Source organism: Lysinibacillus fusiformis, from assembly GCF_002845985.1.
Lineage (GTDB): Bacteria > Bacillota > Bacilli > Bacillales_A > Planococcaceae > Lysinibacillus > Lysinibacillus fusiformis_D.
Genome location: NZ_PDFK01000007.1, coordinates 38,568 through 59,230 on the forward strand (window position 1 = coordinate 38,568; position 20,663 = coordinate 59,230).

The following is a 20,663-nucleotide window of genomic DNA, read 5'->3' on the forward strand; positions in this document are numbered from 1 at the left end:
CCTTTTTGTTTTCTATGGGCTATTATCACAAAGGGGGACTTCACTATGTCTACGTTTACAGCTGAGCTGGTCGGCACAATGATTCTTATTTTATTTGGTGGCGGCGTTGTAGCTGGTACTGTGCTAAACAAATCGAAAGGCTTTGGTGGTGGATGGATTGTTATTACCTTTGCATGGGGACTTGCTGTTGCAATGGCAGCCTATGCAGTAGGGGGAATTAGCGGTGCTCATCTAAATCCTGCACTAACCATTGCTCTTGCCACGATTGGCAATTTTCCATGGGGAGATGTACCAGCATATATTGCAGCACAAATGATTGGTGCATTTTTAGGAGCAACGCTTGTTTACTTTATGTATTTACCACATTGGCAGGCAACAGCAGATGCAGATACAAAATTAGCGCCATTTTCCACAATGCCAGCTATTAAGCATCCTTTATCAAATCTACTATCTGAAATGATAGGAACATTTATTTTAGTATTAGGCATTTTAGCGTTAGGTACAAATACGATTACAGATGGTTTAAATCCATTTTTAGTTGGTCTGTTAATTATTGTGATTGGGATGGCTTTAGGTGGCCCAACAGGCTATGCGATTAACCCTGCCCGCGATTTGGGTCCACGTATCGCCCATTTTATTTTGCCGATTTCAGGAAAAGGTGATTCTGGTTGGGGATATGCATGGATACCAGTTGTAGGTCCAATTATTGGTGGTACATTTGGTGCATTGTTTTTCCAACAAATATTTGAAGGGAAAAATAGTATAGCATTTTGGATTGTTGCAGTGATTGTTGTTACTATTTTCATAGGGGCACAATTAACTGTCAAGAATGTTCAAGTTGAAGACTAATTTATTTGGAGGGATTTCTATGTCAGAAAAAAAATATATTTTAGCGTTAGACCAAGGCACAACAAGTTCAAGAGCTATTCTATTTGATGAAAAGGGTAAAATTGTACACACTGCTCAACAAGAATTCCAACAACATTTTCCACAAGCAGGCTGGGTAGAGCATCATGCAGAGGAAATTTGGTCATCTATCCTATCTTGTATTGCAACCGTGTTATCAGAAAAAGGTGTGGATTCAAGCCAAATTGCAGGGATTGGGATTACAAACCAACGCGAAACAACCGTAGTGTGGGATAAACATACTGGCAAACCTGTTTATAACGCAATTGTTTGGCAATCACGTCAAACGAATGAAATTTGTGAGCAGTTAAAGGAAAGCGGTTACAATGATTTATTCCGTGATAAAACAGGCTTATTAATCGATGCTTACTTCTCTGGCACAAAAGTGAAGTGGATTTTAGATCATGTTGAGGGAGCACGTGAAAAAGCTGAGGCAGGAGAGTTGCTATTCGGTACAATTGATACATGGCTAATTTGGAAGTTATCGGGTGGGAAAGTACATGTAACAGATTATTCAAATGCTTCTCGTACATTGATGTATAATATCCATGAGTTACAGTGGGATGAAGAACTTTTAGAAATTTTAACTGTTCCTGCCTCTATGCTGCCAGAAGTACGTCCTTCTTCTGAAATTTATGGCTATACAGAGGAGGCTTTATTCTTTGGCTCTGCTGTCCCAATTGCGGGTGCTGCTGGTGACCAACAAGCAGCATTATTCGGTCAGGCATGTTTTGAAGAAGGAATGGTCAAGAACACATATGGCACAGGCTGCTTTATGTTAATGAACACAGGCGAAAAGGCAGTGAAGTCAAATAATGGATTATTGACAACATTAGCTTGGGGCTTAGATGGTAAAGTAACGTATGCTTTAGAGGGAAGTATTTTTGTAGCAGGCTCAGCGATTCAATGGCTACGTGATGGTTTGCGTATGTTCCGTAATGCGAGTGAATCAGAGCAATATGCGACGCGTGTGGAATCAACAGATGGAGTTTATATTGTCCCAGCATTTGTTGGCTTAGGCACACCGTATTGGGATTCTGATGTACGTGGAGCTGTCTTTGGCTTAACACGTGGGACATCGAAAGAACATTTTGTACGTGCGACACTAGAATCATTAGCTTATCAAACAAAGGATGTATTAGCAGCGATGGAAGCAGATGCTAATATTCCGTTAGCAAAATTGCGTGTGGATGGCGGAGCTGTGGCAAATAATTTCTTAATGCAATTCCAAGCAGATTTATTAAATGTTCCTGTTGATCGCCCAGTTATCAATGAAACAACAGCTTTAGGAGCAGCTTATTTAGCAGGCCTAGCAGTTGGCTATTGGCATTCAACAGAGGAGATCGGAAAGTATTGGAATTTAGATCGTCAATTTACACCAAATATGAGTGACGAGTATCGTGACAATATTTATGCAGGCTGGAAAAAGGCTGTTGCCGCAGCGCAAGTATTTAAGTAAGCAAACCATTTGAGAGGCTGGGGTATAACTAGCTTCAATTAATGAGAAATCCGAATTCGGATTTCTCTATTTTTTATGTTGTCTCCAGATAGCTCGTAACGAATGTCCAATGAGTGCTCAAATTTTCGATCATTTGAGCGAGGTCTTTCAATGCTAATTGCTTTTCATTTTCTTATATGATTTCTTTTTTAAGTCTGTTTTGCCATTTGCATGAGCTATTGGTGCTCTAGCTATAGATGCTGGTGGCAGGGTTCTTGTTTTAGACAAGCCCTACCATTAGTCATATTTCTGTCGATTTTTATTTGAGAAAGGTGAAGAAAACGTCCAATTCTTTATAGAGTTGGGCTTTTTTGTTCGTAAGGAATAGAGGATTTAGAGAGAAATCAGAGAATTGTATATAAGTACCATTATATGTAATGACGTTTTATAGGAGTTGTATGAAGATGGTTGTGACAACGAGACCGTTAAAAATTAAGTATAAAAAGTTAGCCAATCCTTTTCAGGAGTTTATGCAGATCAATCCTCACAATAATGCCCTTACGAAGGAAGTGGTCTTTCTACGTTATATTGGTATACCTGATTCTGTAGATCTTTATAAAGAAGATATTTTAAAAATGGATGAGTATTTCACAAAGCAAAGCGTATTTTATTTACGACTACATAGGCTTGAGGTCATCAATAATAAGAAAGATGCAGATAGACTGTCGGAGCTTTGGGGAGATTGGCAGGCTGCTGCTGATAGTATGCAGTTACTGTATGAGACATCTTTATGCGGTAAATTACCGAATGATCAACTTGAATGGACAAAAAAGCTTAGCTTTAAAAAAATTCTCCATCTTTTTAAAGAACATCAGCCGCATGCTAATGACACGTTACTAAAAAACTTTGCAGTTAAATTTTTATATTGGATGGATTATTATTTACCACAAATTTTTTCTAAGGAAAATCAAGCATCCTTTAAAATTGTTTTTATAGGAGACATTACGCAGCATGAATCATTATTCTTATATTTTTTATCGACACTTGGCTGCGATATATGTTATATGAACCCTAAAGGGGATATCACTAATTTGTATCCTATCATAGCAGCATCATCTACTTTGCAGAGTTGTCGTAATTGCTATGAAAAAGAATTCATAATCCCTAAAATGCTCTCGATGAAAAGCATACCACCACAACAACCGACGATTCTCCCAGTTCATAGTACTAGCATGGTTACTACAGAAGAGTGTAGTTATGAACAGTTGGCTTCTTTAGCGACATCTGTTGTGATGATAAAGACATTTGGTGCAGATGGTAAGGCGTTATGTTTTGGTTCTGGAGTTGTTCTCCATCGCGATGGCTATATTTTGACGAACTTGCATGTTGTAGGTGGTGGGAACTATTATTCAGTGCTATATGAAAATGATCCAAACGAATATATTACCCATCAATTTGTGAAATATCATGACATGCATGATTTGGCTATTTTGAAGGTAGACAGAACAAGTCTACCTTTGCCTGTTAAAATAGAGGGTCAATTAGTTCGCGGGCAAAAAATTGTGGCGATTGGCAGTCCCTTAGGATTATTTAATTCAGTTTCTGATGGAATTGTTTCAGGCTTTCGAGATCTTCGAAAAATGTCCATGATTCAATTTACGGCTGCTATTTCCAATGGCAGTTCTGGTGGTGCTTTATTGGATATGCATGGACGATTGGTCGGTTTGATAACAGCAGGCTTTGATGATGGTCAGAATCTGAACTTAGCTGTACCAGCTCATTTGATTTATCAATTTGCCCAAAACTTTATTGAAGTATCAGGCTAATTTCCACTATTCAACCATTGCTTTTTCATTCGTAATCTTATAGAATGTAGAACGGTATAAATGAACGATATATAAATCCTTTAATACGGTCCAGAGAGGCTGAAAAGGGCTATGTGATATTTTTAAGCTAATATCTTTGCTTTGTCATGCCCTTTTGTCCTCTGTGACGGAAGGGCTTTTATTATTGTTCCATACTCCTCTTTTAAAGGAAGTCCCGTGAGGCTTCAAAAGAGAATGGACAAGACAGCTATAATCCATTCACTAAAAGAGATCGACAACTAGAAAATTGGAGGCTACAAAGAATGGATTATCGTAAAAAAACCGTGGTCGCTTCAGTGGCAGGGTTAACGCTAGAGGGAATGGACATTATGTTTATTTCTTTTGCTATGACAATGATTATTGCAGAATTTAATATTGATCTTGCAACTGGTGGATTGATTTCATCCATCACGAATATTGGAATGCTAATGGGTGGTATTATTTTTGGTGTGTTGGCCGACAAATATGGTCGCGTAAAAGTGTTTACGTATACCGTCATATTATTTGCCATCGGAACAGCCTTAACAGGCGTAGCAACAAGTATTGAGCAAGTTTATGTTTATAGATTTATCGCTGGCTTAGGAGCTGGTGGGGAATATGGTATTGGTATGGCACTTGTGGCGGAGGCTTGGCCGAAGAATAAACAAGGAAGAGCTTCTTCGTATGTAAGTGTAGGGGCACAGTATGGGGTGATCTTAGCGGCATTACTAAGTGCCATCATTTTACCAACTTTAGGATGGAGAGCTTTATTCTTCGTCGGTTTATTACCAGTCATTTTTGCCTTTATCGTACGTAAAAATCTTGATGAATCACCAGAATGGGTGGCGTCACAGAATAAACAAAACAATAAGCAAGAGAAAGGGAAACTGGCCCAATTATTTGCTTCACCACGAATCACGATGACGACTCTTTCGCTGATTTTAATGGCTACTGTTCAAATCGCAGGCTATAATGGCCTCATGATCTGGCTACCATCTATGCTACAAAAATCGCAAGGATTATCAGTTTCCAGCTCAGCCTTGTGGACAATTAGTACCGCTGTCGGCATGATTATTGGAATGCTGACATTTGGTAGATTTATGGATCGTTTTGGTGCAAAGCGTACATTCGGTATCTTTTTATTAGCCTCAGCCTGTGCAGTATTCCTTTATTCCTTTGCAACAGGTGCAATAGCCATATTATTAGGCGGTGCAGTTGTAGGATTTTTCTCTAACGGAATGTTTGCAGGGTATGGTGCATTAATTAGTAGCTTCTATCCAGTCCAAATTCGCAGTACAGCAACAAATACTATTTTTAACTTTGGTCGAGCAATAGGAGGATTTTCACCAATCTTTGTCGGCTATATTTTACAAAGTTACGATATGACAGTCGTTATGATTTACTTAGCAGCATTGTATTGCATTTCCTTTATCGTCATGCTGACACTTCAGGGAACAGGCAAGGGTTTGCAAACGGCTTAATCCTATACATCACGAAAGAACGAATTCCACTTCTTCAAATGGGATTCGTTCTTTTTTTATTAGTTTTTATTTAATTATAATAAACCTTTTGAACGTTTCTCAGCGATTTCAACAAGGCGTTTTGTAATTTCTCCTCCAACGGAACCATTTGCGCGAGAAGATGCTTCTGGCCCAAGCTGAACGCCAAATTCTTGTGCAATTTCATATTTCATTTGATTGACAGCTTCGTGTACGCCAGGTACTAGAAGCTTATTTGAACTACGGTTATTGTTAGCCATTGTTCTCACCTCCTTGAGCTTAGAATGGTTGCTTACCAACTTTTCATACATTTAAAAAGAAGGAAACGCACACGCTAAATGCTAATAACAACAACTTGTGGAAAGCCAGCAATAATCAGCAAACTCTCTGTTATAATTAAGCCTGGCTCTTTACTATAGAAGGTTGATTAAAGGAGGAACAACAGAATGACGAATAATGATATTTTAATTCGTTTACGCTATGCATTCGATATAAAAAATGTAGATATGGTAGAAATTTTTAAGCTAGGTGGTATGAACTATACGAAAGAAGAAGTATTAAATATGCTCATTAAGATTAATGATGAGGAAGAAGCACCAGAAACATACATTAGTTGTAATAATAAAATGTTGGAAGCTTTTTTAAATGGACTCATTACCTTTAAACGTGGGCCACAGAAGCCAAAGGAAGGACAGGCTGAGGGACCACTACCTGTGTCTGGAAAAGAAAGTCCGAACAATATGCTATTAAAGAAAGTGAAAATTGCCTTATCCTTAACAACTGAGGAGATGCTTGAAATTTTATATGATGGTGGAATTAAGGTGACAAAAGGTGAATTAGGTGCCATTTTAAGAAATCCAAGTCACCGTAATTATAAAGAGTGCGGTGATTCGTTCGTACGTAATTTTTTAAGGGGCTTAACATATAAATATAGAGGGTAACAGACAGATGTTTTAAATCATAAAGTACCATTTTTTTCTTTAAAATTCGTTGACAATTTGTGACGAAATTGTGTACAATAAATTTATCACAAATTGTTCACAAAAAAGATGAAAAATGTTCACAAACAAAGGGGTGCTTGTATGATTTATTTTGACATCTTATTAGTAGCTATTGCATGCGTTACAATGCCTTTTATTGTTGCAGTTATGTTAGATATTTTTTATGCAGAACGAAAAAAAGTTCGTTTTTCATTACGTCGTACTTCATTATGGTATATCGCTATGTTTGCACTATCGTTTATACCATCCGTTTTACTTGTCACACAAAACGTATAATGCAATCAAACACTTAGGGGTAAGTGGAATGAAATAGGCAGCTACAACTCGCATTGAGGTCGTAGCTGTTTTTTTATGTTGATATGACAAAATGATTTTATACCGAAATGGAAGGGTTCAATAAATGACATGGTGAATGAAAACTTCACAATGATGTATTCTCAAGTAAATAAACACTAATTAAAGATGCATTCAATAGTCTAAAATAAGCAGTATGATTATTGTTATTGGGATTAGCCGGATTCCGGGAATGTTAGGGGAAGCTTTCAAGTCAATTTATAATGGGTATCACAATTGTCGTGGTGAGCTTACTTGTACTACCATCACAACATGTCCTTGGTGCAAGCAGTAAAGAAAAATTAAACTATGGAGAGCACGAGGTCATTGAATTTCAATGGATTCGTGTTTTTTATTAGAATGAAAAGCTAGAGTCGAGAATAAAATTGCTAGTACATCAACCTATTTTTTCTAGCAATTATCTTGATAAAGGCGGGGTCTGAATGAAAAATATTTTCTTCATTTTATTAGGGATTGTCTATCTTTTTCTAGCAAATGCAATTGAATTAGCCATCATTAAGCCATTATTTTTTTTAATAGGACTTGCTTTAGTCAGTATTGGTAGCATTCGATATATAAAAGAACGTTATATTGCTGCACAAACTTTGGTACAAATGACGGAAGCTAGTGAAGAAGAGATAATGGCTATTCCTCATACCCAATGTACATTATCCAATGATGCTTTAAATGCTTTATTGTTAAATGAACAGACAAATACGCTTATTTTTGCACGAAGAGAATCGCTAGATGAAGAGTTGACAATAATAGAGATTCCATTTAACAAAATATATGAAGTGGCCATCATGGAAGACGAAGAGTTTATGATTAGAACAAAGAATCACCTTATGAGTGGGTCTTTACTTGGGGAAGCGGATGAAATAGAGGAAGTGGAGGTGGAGGAAGATACCATTTCACAGCTTTCTTTAAAATTAGTAGTGGATCATTTATCAGAGCCAATTCAAGAATATATGTTTATGGATAATGGTGAAGAGCTAATTTCAAAAGAGGAAGAGGACTACAAGGAAGCTATGGAGCTTTGTGAGAAATGGTTTCAAAAGATAAGCGTAATTATCAAACGTCATGAATTGGAAAGAGTTCCGATCAATCATTGGCAATAATCGAAAAAGCTATCTCGAATTAGAAAAATTTGAGATAGCTTTTGTTGTGTAGTTCGTTAAATTTTAAATTGCTGTAGTTGGGTGTTTAGTTCTTCAGCCATTCCTGCGAGTTGATTTGCACTTCTAGCGATTTCATCCATTGTAGCGGCGGTTTCCTCTACAGTTGCTGTTGTTTGTTCAACACCGGCGGCGGATTCCTGTGAAATAGAAGCCATGTCATCTATAGAGACATTAATGGTTTCTGAATTTTGAGCAAGATGATGTAAATTAGTAGAAATGGTCGTAATATTCTCGATCATATCCTCTACTGCATTTGATATTTGATCAAATGTTTCGTTTGTTTGATCAAGCTGTGCGGTTCCCCTTTTAACTTCTTCATAGCCTGATTGTAGGGCAGAAGTGACATTGCCTGTCTCACCTTGAATACGATGGACGATTGTTGAAATATCCGTGACAGAGAATTGCACTTGTTCAGCGAGCTTGCGGACTTCATCTGCGACAACGGCAAAGCCTTTTCCGTGTTCACCTGCTCGTGCTGCTTCAATCGCTGCATTGAGTGCGAGTAAATTTGTTTGATTTGAAATCTCGTCTATAACTGACACAAGCTTGGAAATTTCGGCGGACTGTACATTCAAACTTTCAACCTTTTTCACGGAATCTAGCATAATGTCATTAATCGCAGCCATTTGTTTAGTCGATTGAACCATTAAGCCTTTACCAGAAACCGTTAAATTTTGGACATGGCTAGAATGTTCTTTTAATTCAATGCCTTCTTGTGTTGTGTCGTGAATACTGCGCTTAAAGGCTGTCATTGTTTCTGCTAAATCACCCGTTGTGGACGCTTGTGTTTCTGTACCTGAAGCAAGCTCTTGCATGGTTACTGTAATTTGCTCTGTACCTGCTTGTACTTCATTCGATGATTGAGCCAGCTCTTCACTACTTGCGGCCACTGTTTCTGAAACGCTGTAGATGGAATGAATCGTTTGTTTTAATTTATTGTTCATTTCATTAGCAGCAAGCATTAACGTGCCGATTTCATCTCGTGTTTTAACTGCTAATGGCTCCAGTTGCAAATTACCATCTGCTAATTCCTTCATACGATTCGCTACAACTTTAACCGGTCTGGAAATGGTACTAGCTGTAATAATAGCAATTAGAATACCAGCTATAGTTAAAATTAAACTGAAAGCAATCCCGATTGTTCGATTTTGAGAGCTTGTTGAAACAACATCATTACCAACGGACGTAATCGCATCGGCACGTTCATCCGCAAGTTCCTCATAACCATTGCGTACTTTTGTCACGAGGCCATGTGTATCCATTAAATTTTCTAAAGCTAACTCTTTATTGCCCTTTTCGTAGATATCAAACACCTCAGTGTTGACAAGATTACTCCAATCACGTGCTATTTCTACTAGCAGAGTACGTTCATTTGATGTTTCATATTCGTCTAGAATAGCATTGTTTTCCTCAGCCATTTGACGATATTCATTAAACGTTTCCTTATATTTTTCATCACCAGTCATTACATAGTTTAAAGCAGCTGACAGTCGCACACTCATAGATAATGCTAAATTTTTACTGGCATTTAAAACAACTAAATCTTCCTTTACTAAATCTTTTGCCTGTCTCTCCATATTTGTATTGGAATTGTAAGTATAGGTTGTAAAGCTCACTACTAAAACTAACAAAAAAATAAATGCACTTAAAATTCGAGCTTTAAGTGTTTTAAACTGTAAAATGCCTTTCATTTCCCCATCCCTTTACTATCTCATTGAGAATTTTATTCAATCATAATTATTATTTTATAACTATTTGTGTAGATTAATAAGGCTTTCGGTAAAAATAGTTAAAAATAGTTTTTTAGTACAACCGTATAATGGGTTCTGGGTTGCCTGTAGTTAAATATATATAGATGTCTAACAACTAATGAATATATTTACGTATAATTTTCCTATATAATAAGAAAAAAGCACCTGTAGCAAAATGCTTCAAGTGCCATGTATTATAAAAGATCTATTGTTTTTGTTTTTTTGCTTGCCGCTCCCATTGCAATAAGGAGGGGTATGGATCAAAAGCCCATTCGGTTCTTCCATTAAATTTGTAAATACCATAATGAAGATGTGGAGGGAATTTTCCTGATGTACCTTCTTTCCCATATCCAGAGCTTCCCACATAGCCAAGCACCGTGCCAGGCTCTACAACGGAGCCTACCTCAATGTCCTTATGATAGCTACCAAGGTGGGCATAATAGTGATAGGAGTTATGATTATCACGAATACCAATACGCCAGCCACCAAATTGATTCCAGCCTTTTACCTCAACAATTCCATAGGAGGTAGATAAGACAGGGGTTCCATAACTTGCAAAAATATCGGTTCCTTCATGAATCCGACGTCCACCCCAGCCTCTATTGGCACCCCAAGTACCCCTGTAACTGTAATTCGAGCGAATATTGAGTGGGAAGGTATGTGCATCCAGTTCAATTGTTTTAAAATGTCTGTACAGTGTGGAAATCGTAAAAATTTGATTGACTGCTTCTTCACTTCCATAATATTCCCATAATGCTAATTTAAAATCCTCATCAGTCGTGCCGAATTTTCCTAAATAACTAGCCATTGAAAAAATGACATCCTCATCATCCTTTGGACTAGCGATTCCATCATGATTCCCATCAAGGCCCATACCACCGAAATAGCTAATCGTTTCAGGTGAGGTATCTTCCTTTACAGGATTTAATGCGCCTGACCAATATTCATCAGAAAATTGGATAGCCAAATAGCCTTCTCGTTTAGGGATATCTTTACGAACAGATTGGAGATTTCTTTCATACTGATCGATAGCCGCTAAAAAATGCCAAGGAATGAGTAATTCATCAAATTGTACATAATAGGACATACGCTGTTGTAAAGCTTCTTCTTCTGCTAGCTCCTCTTTTGCAAAAGAGGCAGTAGGGTACAGCATCATTCCTAAAAATAAAAATGTGAAAAGAAAAATAAAATGGCGATGCAATGATGGACCTCCTTTCTAACGTTAGAATAACCGAAATTTTTATCTTCATTCAGTAAGCTTAAACAGCCAATAAATCCGCAATCTTTTTATCCCTAAAAAAGAAATAATAAGAAGAAACGTCGTCAAAGAAAAAGTAATGGGTATCATCATGCGATTAACTTCATACTATGTTATAAATCAAGCCCTGAATGGAGGGAAGGCTATTAACATTTTAGATAAAGTGAAAAACTATCGCGAAGAAGAAAATAGGCTGAAGTGGGAAGGGACATTTGCAGATTATTTAAACATCATTAGGGAAAGACCTGAAGTTGCTCAAACAGCCCATTCACGCGTCTACAATATGATAAAAAGTTCTGGTGTAGAGGAACGCGATGGGCAAAAAATGTACAAATTTTTCGGACAAGAAATTTTTGGGCTTGAAACAGCAATTGAAAGACTGGTGGAGGAATATTTCCATCCAGCAGCGCGCAGGTTAGATGTTAGAAAACGTATTTTATTATTAATGGGACCTGTTAGTGGTGGTAAATCAACAATCGTTACTTTACTGAAGCGTGGATTAGAACAATATTCGCGCACAGATGAGGGCGCGGTTTACGCAATTAAGGGATGTCCTATGCATGAAGATCCATTACATTTAATTCCACATCATTTGCGTAATGAATTTTTTGAAGAGTATGGTATAAGAATTGAAGGAAGTTTATCGCCTTTAAATACGATGCGTCTTGAAAAGGAATACGATGGGCGTATTGAAAACGTGATGATTGAACGTATTACCTTTTCAGAAGATAAACGTGTGGGCATCGGAACATTTACACCATCTGATCCTAAATCACAGGATATTGCTGATTTAACAGGAAGTATTGATTTTTCTACCATTGGTGAGTTTGGTTCAGAATCAGATCCCCGAGCATATCGCTTCGACGGGGAACTCAATAAAGCCAATAGGGGTATGATGGAATTCCAGGAGATGCTGAAACTCGATGAAAAATTCTTGTGGAACTTATTATCTCTAACACAGGAAGGAAATTTCAAAGCCGGGAGATTCGCTTTAATTAGTGCAGATGAATTAATCGTTGCTCATACAAACGAAACGGAGTATCGATCTTTTATTTCGAACAAGAAGAATGAGGCTTTACATTCTCGAATTATCGTTATGCCGATACCGTATAACTTAAAAGTTAGTCAGGAAGAGCATATATATCAAAAGATGATAAAAGAGAGTGATATGTCCCACGTCCATATTGCACCGCATGCTTTAAAGGCCGCAGCAATCTTTTCGGTTCTCACTAGATTAGAAGTGCCGAAAAAACAAGGTGTGGATCTGATTAAGAAAATGCGCTTGTACGACGGAGAAAATGTGGAGGGATTTAATTCCGTTGACTTGGAGGAGCTGAAAAAAGAGTTTCCGAGCGAAGGGATGAACGGTATTGATCCACGCTATATCATTAACCGTATTTCTTCTGCTATTATTCGCAAAGAGGTGCCATCGATTAATGCATTAGATGTTTTACGAGCACTGAAGGATGGATTAGATCAGCATGCTTCTATTTCTCAAGAGGATCGCGAAAAGTATATGAATTACATTGCGGTTGCACGTAAGGAATATGATGAAATTGCTAAAAATGAAGTACAAAAGGCTTTTGTGTACTCTTATGAAGAATCGGCAAAATCATTGATGAACAATTACCTTGATAATGTAGAGGCATTTTGTAATAAAAATAAGCTATACGATCGACTAACTGGTGAGGAAATGAATCCTGACGAAAAATTAATGCGCTCGATTGAAGAGCAAATTGGTATTTCAGAAAATGCTAAAAAGGCATTTCGTGAGGAAATTCTCATTCGTATTTCTGCTTATGCACGAAAAGGTAAACGATTTGACTACAACTCTCATGAAAGATTGCGAGAAGCGATTCAAAAGAAATTATTTGCAGACTTGAAAGATGTTGTGAAAATTACTACTTCTTCTAAAATGCCAGATGAATCTCAACTGAAGAAAATTAATGAGGTTGTTGCAAGACTAGTTGATGAACATGGCTATAACACAACATCGGCAAATGAGCTGCTGCAATATGTAGGAAGTCTACTCAATCGGTAATTAATTTTCACCTTGATTTGGATTGTTACAAGTCAGATAGGAGTGTCCCATTTTTAGGGCACTCCTTTTACTATCAGGACAAGGGATTAATATAGATGCACAATTCATTTTACGAAAAAAGTTCAAGAATTTGGCTCACAAGCATAGTATAGAAAAAGCGAATTTGATAGATGGGTGAGGATAAAAATGACTGAACACGAAAATAAACGCTTTGTCATCTCTCAGGAAAATTGGTCTCTCCATCGTAAAGGGCACCAGGACCAGCAACGCCATATGGAAAAAGTGAAGGATGCGATTAAAAATAATTTACCCGATTTAGTTAGTGAAGAGAGTATTGTGATGTCTAATGGTCGCGAGGTTATTAAAATACCGATTCGTTCACTTGATGAATATAAAATTCGATATAACTATGATAACTCGAAGCATGTAGGGCAAGGACAAGGGGATAGTAGTGTTGGAGATGTAGTAGCTCGAGATGGCAGTAAAGCAAATCAGGCTCAAGGTAAAGGAAAAGAGGCGGGTGACAAGCCTGGCCAAGATTATTATGAAGCGGAAGTCAGTATTGAGGAAATTCAGAACGTCTTATTTCATGAACTTGAGTTACCTAATTTACAACAAAAAGAAAAAGCAGATATTAAAACCGAAAAAATAGAGTTTAATGATATTCGAAAAAAAGGGCTAATGGGCAATGTTGATAAAAAACGTACGATTTTAAATGCAATAAAGCGCAATGCCATGAAAGGGAAAGCTGAAATTACGCCAATTCATAATGATGATTTACGTTTCAAGACGTGGGATGAGATTGAAAAGCCCGAATCCAAAGCAGTAGTACTTGCCATGATGGATACGAGTGGCTCGATGGGAGCTTTTGAAAAATATTGTGCACGGAGCTTCTTCTTTTGGATGACGAAGTTTTTACGCTCCAAGTATGAAACAGTGGAAATAGAATTCATTGCCCATCATACAGAGGCGAAGGTGGTCACGGAGGAGGAATTTTTCACAAAGGGAGAAAGTGGAGGAACTATTTGTTCGTCAGCTTATAAAAAGGCACTGGAATTGATTGAGGGTAAATACCATCCTTCTCGCTATAATATTTATCCTGTACATTTCTCAGATGGTGAAAATATTTCAATGGATAATGAAAAGTGCTTGAAACTGGTGGGAGAGTTAATGGATGTCTCCAGTATGTTTGGCTATGGTGAGGTGAATCAACATAACCGTTTTTCAACACTTATGTATACTTATAAGAAAATTGATGATCCCAAATTTAGATATCATGTTTTGAGAAAAAAGGGCGATGTATACGATGCCTTAAAGAGCTTTTTCAAAAAAAATGAAGAGTGAGCTCAGCACAACGTTCAAAGGAGGCGGCGTAAAATGGACACGAAAGAGCTTCACCGAGCAATAGATGAAATTACCGAAATTGCCTCAAGCTTTGGCTTAGATTTCTATCCAATGCGTTATGAAATTTGTCCAGCAGATATTATTTATACATTTGGCGCCTATGGTATGCCTACGCGTTTTTCCCATTGGAGCTTTGGAAAACAATTTCATAAAATGAAGCTTCAATATGACTTAGGGCTTAGTCAGATTTATGAGCTTGTGATCAATTCTAATCCATGCTATGCATTTTTATTGGATACCAATACGTTAACTCAAAATAAATTGATTATCGCTCACGTATTAGCACACTGTGATTTCTTTAAAAATAATGTGCGTTTTTCCAACACTAGAAAAGATATGGTAGAGAGCATGACGGCAACGGCCGAACGAATAGCTGGCTATGAAAGAGAATATGGCAAGGATGAGGTTGAGCAGTTTTTAGATGCAGTGTTAGCTATTCAAGAGCATATTGATCCCTCCATTATACGTCCTAAGCTATCTTGGAGTGAGGATGAGGAGCTTGAAGATGAAAAAACACCAGCAAAATCACCATACGATGATTTGTGGAGCATTGAAGAAAAAGAAAAAGTGTATAAACCTATTAGACGAAGATTAAAGCAATTTCCACCAAAGCCAGAAAAGGATATCCTGTTATTCCTAGAGGAGTATAGCCGTGAGTTGGAAGACTGGCAACGAGATATATTAACAATGATGCGGGAGGAAATGCTTTATTTTTGGCCACAATTGGAAACGAAAATAATGAATGAGGGATGGGCTTCCTTCTGGCATCAACGAATCATGCGAGAATTAAAATTAACAACCGCTGAGACAATCGAATTCGCCAAGTTAAATGCAGGGGTTGTCCAGCCGTCCAAAACATCAATTAATCCATATTACCTTGGGATAAAGATTTTTGAGGATATTGAAAATCGTTATAATAACCCTACAGAGGAAATGAAGCGGTTAGGTGTGCAGCCAAACACCGGACGTGAAAAAATCTTTGAAGTAAGAGAGATAGAATCAGATATTTCCTTTATTCGAAACTACCTAACCAAAGATTTGGCAAAGCGAGAAGATTTATATTTGTTCCAAAAGAAAGGAAATGAATATCGTATCACTGATAAAGATCATGAGATGGTACGAGATCAGCTTGTATCGATGCGTGTAAACGGCGGCTTCCCATATATTGTGGTGAAAAATGGCGATTATTTACGTAATGGTGAGCTCTACTTAGTACATGGTTACGAAGGGATGGAGTTAGATCCGCAGTATTTAGAAAATGTATTACCTTATATTTATCAACTATGGGGTCGCCCGGTACATTTAGAAACATACGTGGATAATAAGCCAATGCTCTATTCATATGATGGTACAAAAAATTATAAACGTAATGTCTAATAAAAAACTTCTATCTGTTGACAGCTTGCTCAAACAGATAGAAGTTTTTTAGATCCTACTGCTCACTATCTTCAGTTAACACATCGATGTCCTCTTCATTACTTTCACTATGATTTGAAGATGAATGGATATCGCTATCAATTACTAAGCTATCCCGTACTTTTATTCCTTGCTGGCCACCTGCCTCGTCATTATGATTACCAGCTATACCACTTCTGCCATTTCCATCAGCAAATTGAGAATGAACATTGCGTGTATGACTACCGTTACTAGCATTTTGTCCACCTTGGTTGGCATTTGTACCTACATCATGATTGATTTGACCTCCACCTTCTGCTCGCTGTTCAAAGTGAAAGTCTGTATTTCCTATATTGAATGTAAAATTAATCGTTATATGATTTTTCCCTTGCTTATTAGAGGATTCCCGCTCAGGTTCGTCAGGTCCAAAAAAATTTTTAGAACTAAAACCAGACATTATTTCTCCTCCTTTCGTTTAATATACTATTAACATATTAGCGCTTCGTAAACCCACTTGTACGTGTAGCCATGTTATCTAGAGAAAAGGTAGGAGTGTCCAGAGGTAAGCTCAACGATTTTTGCTATCTATCCAATAAATTTGTTAAAATGAATGAGATTTGATTATTTAGTGAATGGGAACGGAGAAGCAACGTTGAGAACATTTAAAAAGGTTTATATAGAAATAACGAGTGTTTGTAATTTAGCATGTAGTTTTTGTCCACCTACAGCTCGTGCAAAAGGACTTATAAAAGTCGAACAATTTAATAAAATATTAGACGAAATTCGCCCACATACCAAATATATTTATTTGCATGTCAAAGGAGAGCCACTTTTACATCCAAGGATCGACCAGCTATTAGATGCCGCCCATGCAAAGGGATTTAAAGTCAATATCACAACAAATGGGACACTTATCAAAAAGAATCGGGAAAAAATATTAGGAAAACCGGCATTACGTCAAATTAATTTCTCATTGCATAGTTTTGATGGGCATGAAGGTTCTGAAAACCGTGAAAAGTATTTGGGGGATATTTTGGATTTTGTGCGGGACGCTAGAGAATATAAGACCATCATTTCCTATCGTTTATGGAATTTACAACAGGATCATGTTTCGGATGTTGCAGCACGTCGAAATCGTGAGACATTAGAAATATTAGAAAACGAGTATAATCTTGACTATCACATTGAAGAAAGAGTAGAGCCTGGTAAAGGGGTAAAAATTGCTCCTCATGTTTATTTGAATCAGGATCATGAATTTAAATGGCCGAGCTTGCTTGAGCAAGAGGACGAGGGTAAAGGTTTTTGTCATGCATTGCGTAGTCAAGCAGCTATTCTTGTGGATGGAACAGTTGTACCTTGCTGCTTAGATGGAGAAGGTGTCATTAATTTAGGAAATGTCCATGAGAAATCCTTCTCAGAAATTGTGGAGGGAGAACGTGCCAATAAGATTGTAGATGGTTTCTCACGAAGAGAGGCTGTTGAGGAACTATGCAGAAAATGTGGCTATCGTCAAAAGTTTGGTATGTAGCTATTATTGAAAAGAAGCAGCTCCGATGTGTCATTGACCATTGGAGCTGTTTTTCTTCGATTGGGAATCAATCGTATCTAAAAAATCCTTCGTAATACGAACTACGTATTTTACCTCGTCTAAGTTACGTTCTCTTAATAATGATCGATGAATGTCTAGCATGAGGTTCTTTTCCTCAATATCAGTAACGCCAGATAATTTTTGAAAATTAAAAAGCTCCTCAGGGGTAATATCCAATGCCTTCATAATTGTTTCCAATGTACTAAGGGTAATATTAGATTGTCCGTGTTCGATATTGGAAACGCGTCCTTTACTGAAACCTAACTTCCCTGTTCTTTCAGCCACTTCTTCTTGGCTTAGCCCTTTGGATAATCTAATAATACGGAGTTGTTCACCTACTAGCTTTAAAAAATCTGACATATGATTCACCTCTATGTTAAAAGCTAGTGAAAAATAGTGGAAATGACTATACTATTATAGTGGTATAATAGAGAAAATGTACCGTTAAAATGGTACAATGTTTAATGAGAAATCTTTTATTAGACAAATAGCCTAAATAAGTTACTAGGTAAAAGGCGTTAGTGAAGGTTGCTTTAAGGGTATAAAATGGGACAGGGGATTGGAGGATCAAACATGGTGAAGCAGTTTTTTATAGAAGAAGTAGCAAAAATCCAAGTGGGTAATAGCATGATGAATGATACAAGTTTTGCGAGAGAAGGCACTCCTTTCATATCCGAAAAAACGCTAATGAAATTAATAATAGAAGATGATTTTAGTCAAGTACCGAGAGTTGATCATACAATGGATTCGCTGACTATGTCACAAGTGCCTGCTAAAAGTATCCTTCTTAACAAAATCAATTTGAAAGAATCCTCAATTTATCAGTGTAAAAAGGCTGTATGTATTGGTCAGGATATTATTGCCATCATTCCTAATGAATCGATAATTGTCAGTGATTATTTATTGCATTTTTTAAAATGGTATCAAGTAAATAATAACGTGTGTAATGTCTATCATATAATGATTGAATTACCACCGATTGATATTCAGCTTCACATAGCACAGCTATTAAACGCTATCCAATATTTATTAGTTAATAAAGATTCTTTAGTAACGGCGATAGAGGGACTCCCACAGTATTTTAATGATATTTCAAAGCAAGTAAAACAGCATTCAAATGACATACATTATGGCTTTGAACAGCTCCAACGGCAATATATTGATATGTTACATATATTTTTTAATGGTGATTTTTTGAATGATCCTTTTAGTGTTAAGTGATTGAACAAAACAGAAATCGGTGCAAGATGGATTGTTCAATCCTTGCACCGATCAGTTATATTTCAATAATAATTGGTAAAACCATAGGCTTTCGTTTAGTTTGGTTAAATAAATATTGTCCTACTGCTCTTTTGATTTCACGTCGTAGAACATGGATTTGCTGTCTGTTTTCTTCTTGTAGTTCTACAACGATTTCTTTGGTAAGCACATTGACCTTATTCAACAGCTCCTCGAAATCCTTCGCATAAACAAAACCACGGGATATGGTATCAGGTTCTGAAATAAAAGCACCATCTACTTTATTGAGTGTTAAGACGATGACAAGCATTCCGTCTTCTGAAAGCTGCTTGCGATCACGAAGGACAATGCCTTCAACTTCACCTATGCCGATTCCATCAACATACGTATCACCTGCTGGAATTTTACGAGTTTGTCGTGCCTTCGAGTTTTCAATATCAACGACATCGCCGTTTTTCATAATAAAGGTATTCCCTTTTTGGACACCAACCGCTTCTGCTAATAAGCGATGCTGGTGTAGCATGCGGAATTCACCATGAATAGGGATGAAAAATTGTGGCTTCATAAATGTTAGCATAAGCTTCAGATCTTCTTGATGACCATGTCCTGAAACATGCATGCCTGTATGGCTAGAAGATCCATAAATAACTTTTGCACCAAGCTGAAACAAATTATCCACAATACGCGATACACCCTTCTCATTGCCTGGAATTGGGGAGGCCGCTAAAATAACCGTATCATCTGGTAGAATTTTCACTTCACGATGGTTGCCATTTGCTAAACGGGCAAGCGCAGCTAGAGGCTCGCCCTGGCTGCCTGTGCAAAGTACCACGACCTCCTCGGGTGGAAGGTATTTCACTTCTCGTGCATCAATTAACATATCTTCTGGAACAAATAAATAGCCCCGTTCTATCGCTACATCAACAACATTGACCATGCTGCGTCCCAATAAAGCTAACTTCCTATTGGTAGCAATAGCTGCATGTACGATTTGTTGGATACGATTAACGTTTGAAGCAAAGGTCGAAATGATTACTTTCCGTTCAGCATGTAAAAAAGCATCCTCAATATGGTGACCAACGAGCTGTTCAGAAGGTGTTAAACCTGGCCTCTCTGCATTCGTACTTTCCGAGATAAGAACGAGCACTCCTTTTGAACCAATTTCAGCCATTTTATGAATATCGGCAAATTGATTATTAACGGGTGTTAAATCAAATTTAAAATCGCCAGTATGGACTACGTTCCCTTCAGGAGTGCCCATTACGATTCCTAAACAATCAGGTATACTATGATTAGTTCTAAAGAAACTAATATCCATTTGTCCTAAATGTAGAGCGGAGTCAGCGTGAATTTCAATTAAATCGGTTTCTCTTAACAGCTTATGTTCTTTGAGCTTTAATTCGATAAGCCCTAGAGTAAAACGAGTAGCATACACAGGCACATTCAATTTTTTTAATAAATAGGGGATACCACCGATGTGATCTTCATGACCATGCGTAACAATTAGAGCCTTCACTTTTTCTTTATTTTCCAGTAAATAAGTAATATCAGGAATAATTAAATCAATACCAAGTAAGGTTTCATCTGGAAATTTTGCTCCGCAATCAATAATGATGATGTCATCTGCATATTGTACTACATACATATTTTTTCCAATTTCATTAATGCCACCTAAGGCAAATATGGATAATAACTGTTTACTTGTGGACACCGTATTCCCTCCTATAGCTCTCCTTTAACTATAGGTAGTATAGCTTTTAGCATTTCATCCTATACGAAAACAACAAT

Annotated in this window: 19 protein-coding genes; 13 read left to right on the forward strand and 6 right to left on the reverse strand. The window is 37.3% G+C overall.

Annotated features, from left to right (window positions below):
* The first annotated feature begins 45 nt into the window (after positions 1-45).
* The 4 genes from CRI88_RS18290 (at position 46) to CRI88_RS18310 (ending at position 5,669) form a co-directional block, all read left to right on the forward strand.
* Positions 46-849, forward strand: coding sequence for an MIP/aquaporin family protein (locus CRI88_RS18290; RefSeq protein WP_036123422.1), 804 nt, complete (start codon positions 46-48; stop codon positions 847-849).
* A gap of 19 nt (positions 850-868) precedes the next feature.
* A complete protein-coding gene (gene glpK / locus CRI88_RS18295; RefSeq protein WP_101966917.1) occupies positions 869-2,365 on the forward strand; it encodes a glycerol kinase GlpK in 1,497 nt (498 codons plus the stop codon).
* A 443-nt stretch (positions 2,366-2,808) separates the two neighbouring features.
* Positions 2,809-4,170 carry a trypsin-like peptidase domain-containing protein gene (locus CRI88_RS18305; RefSeq protein WP_101966918.1) on the forward strand — a complete coding sequence of 454 codons (1,362 nt, stop codon included), beginning with the start codon at positions 2,809-2,811 and terminating at the stop codon, positions 4,168-4,170.
* Positions 4,171-4,472: 302 nt separating this feature from the next.
* Positions 4,473-5,669, forward strand: coding sequence for an MFS transporter (locus CRI88_RS18310; RefSeq protein WP_101966919.1), 1,197 nt, complete (start codon positions 4,473-4,475; stop codon positions 5,667-5,669).
* Between the two features lie 74 nt (positions 5,670-5,743).
* Here the strand turns inward: CRI88_RS18310 and CRI88_RS18315 are convergent, their stop codons facing one another.
* Complete coding sequence (locus CRI88_RS18315) at positions 5,744-5,947, reverse strand: alpha/beta-type small acid-soluble spore protein (RefSeq protein ID WP_004225662.1); 204 nt, start codon at positions 5,945-5,947, stop codon at positions 5,744-5,746.
* Positions 5,948-6,133: 186 nt separating this feature from the next.
* Here CRI88_RS18315 and CRI88_RS18320 point away from each other — a divergent pair, with 186 nt between their 5' ends.
* The 4 genes from CRI88_RS18320 to CRI88_RS18330 all read left to right on the forward strand — a co-directional run bounded on the left by CRI88_RS18320 (position 6,134) and on the right by CRI88_RS18330 (position 8,139).
* Positions 6,134-6,628, forward strand: coding sequence for a YehS family protein (locus CRI88_RS18320; protein ID WP_036123415.1), 495 nt, complete (start codon positions 6,134-6,136; stop codon positions 6,626-6,628).
* Between the two features lie 141 nt (positions 6,629-6,769).
* The gene (locus tag CRI88_RS18325) at positions 6,770-6,964 is read left to right on the forward strand and encodes a hypothetical protein (RefSeq protein WP_036123412.1); all 195 of its coding nucleotides are present in this window, start codon (positions 6,770-6,772) and stop codon (positions 6,962-6,964) included.
* A gap of 281 nt (positions 6,965-7,245) precedes the next feature.
* Positions 7,246-7,380: a hypothetical protein gene (locus CRI88_RS23035; protein ID WP_257982955.1), complete on the forward strand. Its 135-nt coding sequence runs from the start codon at positions 7,246-7,248 to the stop codon at positions 7,378-7,380.
* An 84-nt stretch (positions 7,381-7,464) separates the two neighbouring features.
* Positions 7,465-8,139 (forward strand): hypothetical protein, encoded by a 675-nt coding sequence (locus CRI88_RS18330; RefSeq protein WP_089934622.1) that lies wholly within the window; start codon positions 7,465-7,467, stop codon positions 8,137-8,139.
* Between the two features lie 56 nt (positions 8,140-8,195).
* On the opposite strand, the gene CRI88_RS18335 is transcribed toward CRI88_RS18330, so the two are convergent.
* Together CRI88_RS18335 and CRI88_RS18340 are read right to left on the reverse strand one after the other, a co-directional pair.
* Positions 8,196-9,890 carry a methyl-accepting chemotaxis protein gene (locus tag CRI88_RS18335; RefSeq protein WP_101966920.1) on the reverse strand — a complete coding sequence of 565 codons (1,695 nt, stop codon included), beginning with the start codon at positions 9,888-9,890 and terminating at the stop codon, positions 8,196-8,198.
* A 265-nt stretch (positions 9,891-10,155) separates the two neighbouring features.
* Entirely contained in the window at positions 10,156-11,151 is a 996-nt protein-coding gene (locus tag CRI88_RS18340; protein WP_089934616.1) for a M23 family metallopeptidase, read from the reverse strand.
* A gap of 202 nt (positions 11,152-11,353) precedes the next feature.
* On the opposite strand from CRI88_RS18340, the gene CRI88_RS18345 reads away from it, so the two are divergent.
* The 3 genes from CRI88_RS18345 (at position 11,354) to CRI88_RS18355 (ending at position 16,030) form a co-directional block, all read left to right on the forward strand.
* A complete protein-coding gene (locus CRI88_RS18345; RefSeq protein ID WP_036123495.1) occupies positions 11,354-13,249 on the forward strand; it encodes a PrkA family serine protein kinase in 1,896 nt (631 codons plus the stop codon).
* A 186-nt stretch (positions 13,250-13,435) separates the two neighbouring features.
* Positions 13,436-14,593, forward strand: coding sequence for a sporulation protein YhbH (gene yhbH, locus CRI88_RS18350; protein ID WP_036123405.1), 1,158 nt, complete (start codon positions 13,436-13,438; stop codon positions 14,591-14,593).
* Between the two features lie 33 nt (positions 14,594-14,626).
* Complete coding sequence (locus tag CRI88_RS18355) at positions 14,627-16,030, forward strand: SpoVR family protein (RefSeq protein ID WP_036123402.1); 1,404 nt, start codon at positions 14,627-14,629, stop codon at positions 16,028-16,030.
* A gap of 55 nt (positions 16,031-16,085) precedes the next feature.
* Here CRI88_RS18355 and CRI88_RS18360 read toward each other — a convergent pair whose 3' ends face one another.
* Positions 16,086-16,505 (reverse strand): hypothetical protein, encoded by a 420-nt coding sequence (locus CRI88_RS18360; RefSeq protein WP_101966921.1) that lies wholly within the window; start codon positions 16,503-16,505, stop codon positions 16,086-16,088.
* 195 nt (positions 16,506-16,700) lie between these two features.
* Here CRI88_RS18360 and CRI88_RS18365 point away from each other — a divergent pair, with 195 nt between their 5' ends.
* Positions 16,701-17,576 carry a radical SAM/SPASM domain-containing protein gene (locus CRI88_RS18365; RefSeq protein ID WP_058844185.1) on the forward strand — a complete coding sequence of 292 codons (876 nt, stop codon included), beginning with the start codon at positions 16,701-16,703 and terminating at the stop codon, positions 17,574-17,576.
* A 30-nt stretch (positions 17,577-17,606) separates the two neighbouring features.
* Here CRI88_RS18365 and CRI88_RS18370 read toward each other — a convergent pair whose 3' ends face one another.
* Positions 17,607-17,996 carry a helix-turn-helix domain-containing protein gene (locus tag CRI88_RS18370; protein ID WP_004225641.1) on the reverse strand — a complete coding sequence of 130 codons (390 nt, stop codon included), beginning with the start codon at positions 17,994-17,996 and terminating at the stop codon, positions 17,607-17,609.
* A 186-nt stretch (positions 17,997-18,182) separates the two neighbouring features.
* Here CRI88_RS18370 and CRI88_RS18375 point away from each other — a divergent pair, with 186 nt between their 5' ends.
* Positions 18,183-18,857, forward strand: a complete 675-nt coding sequence (locus CRI88_RS18375; protein WP_257982956.1) for a restriction endonuclease subunit S domain-containing protein — start codon at positions 18,183-18,185, stop codon at positions 18,855-18,857.
* 55 nt (positions 18,858-18,912) lie between these two features.
* Here CRI88_RS18375 and CRI88_RS18380 read toward each other — a convergent pair whose 3' ends face one another.
* Positions 18,913-20,586, reverse strand: coding sequence for a ribonuclease J (locus CRI88_RS18380; protein ID WP_101966923.1), 1,674 nt, complete (start codon positions 20,584-20,586; stop codon positions 18,913-18,915).
* Between the last annotated feature and the right edge of the window lie 77 nt (positions 20,587-20,663).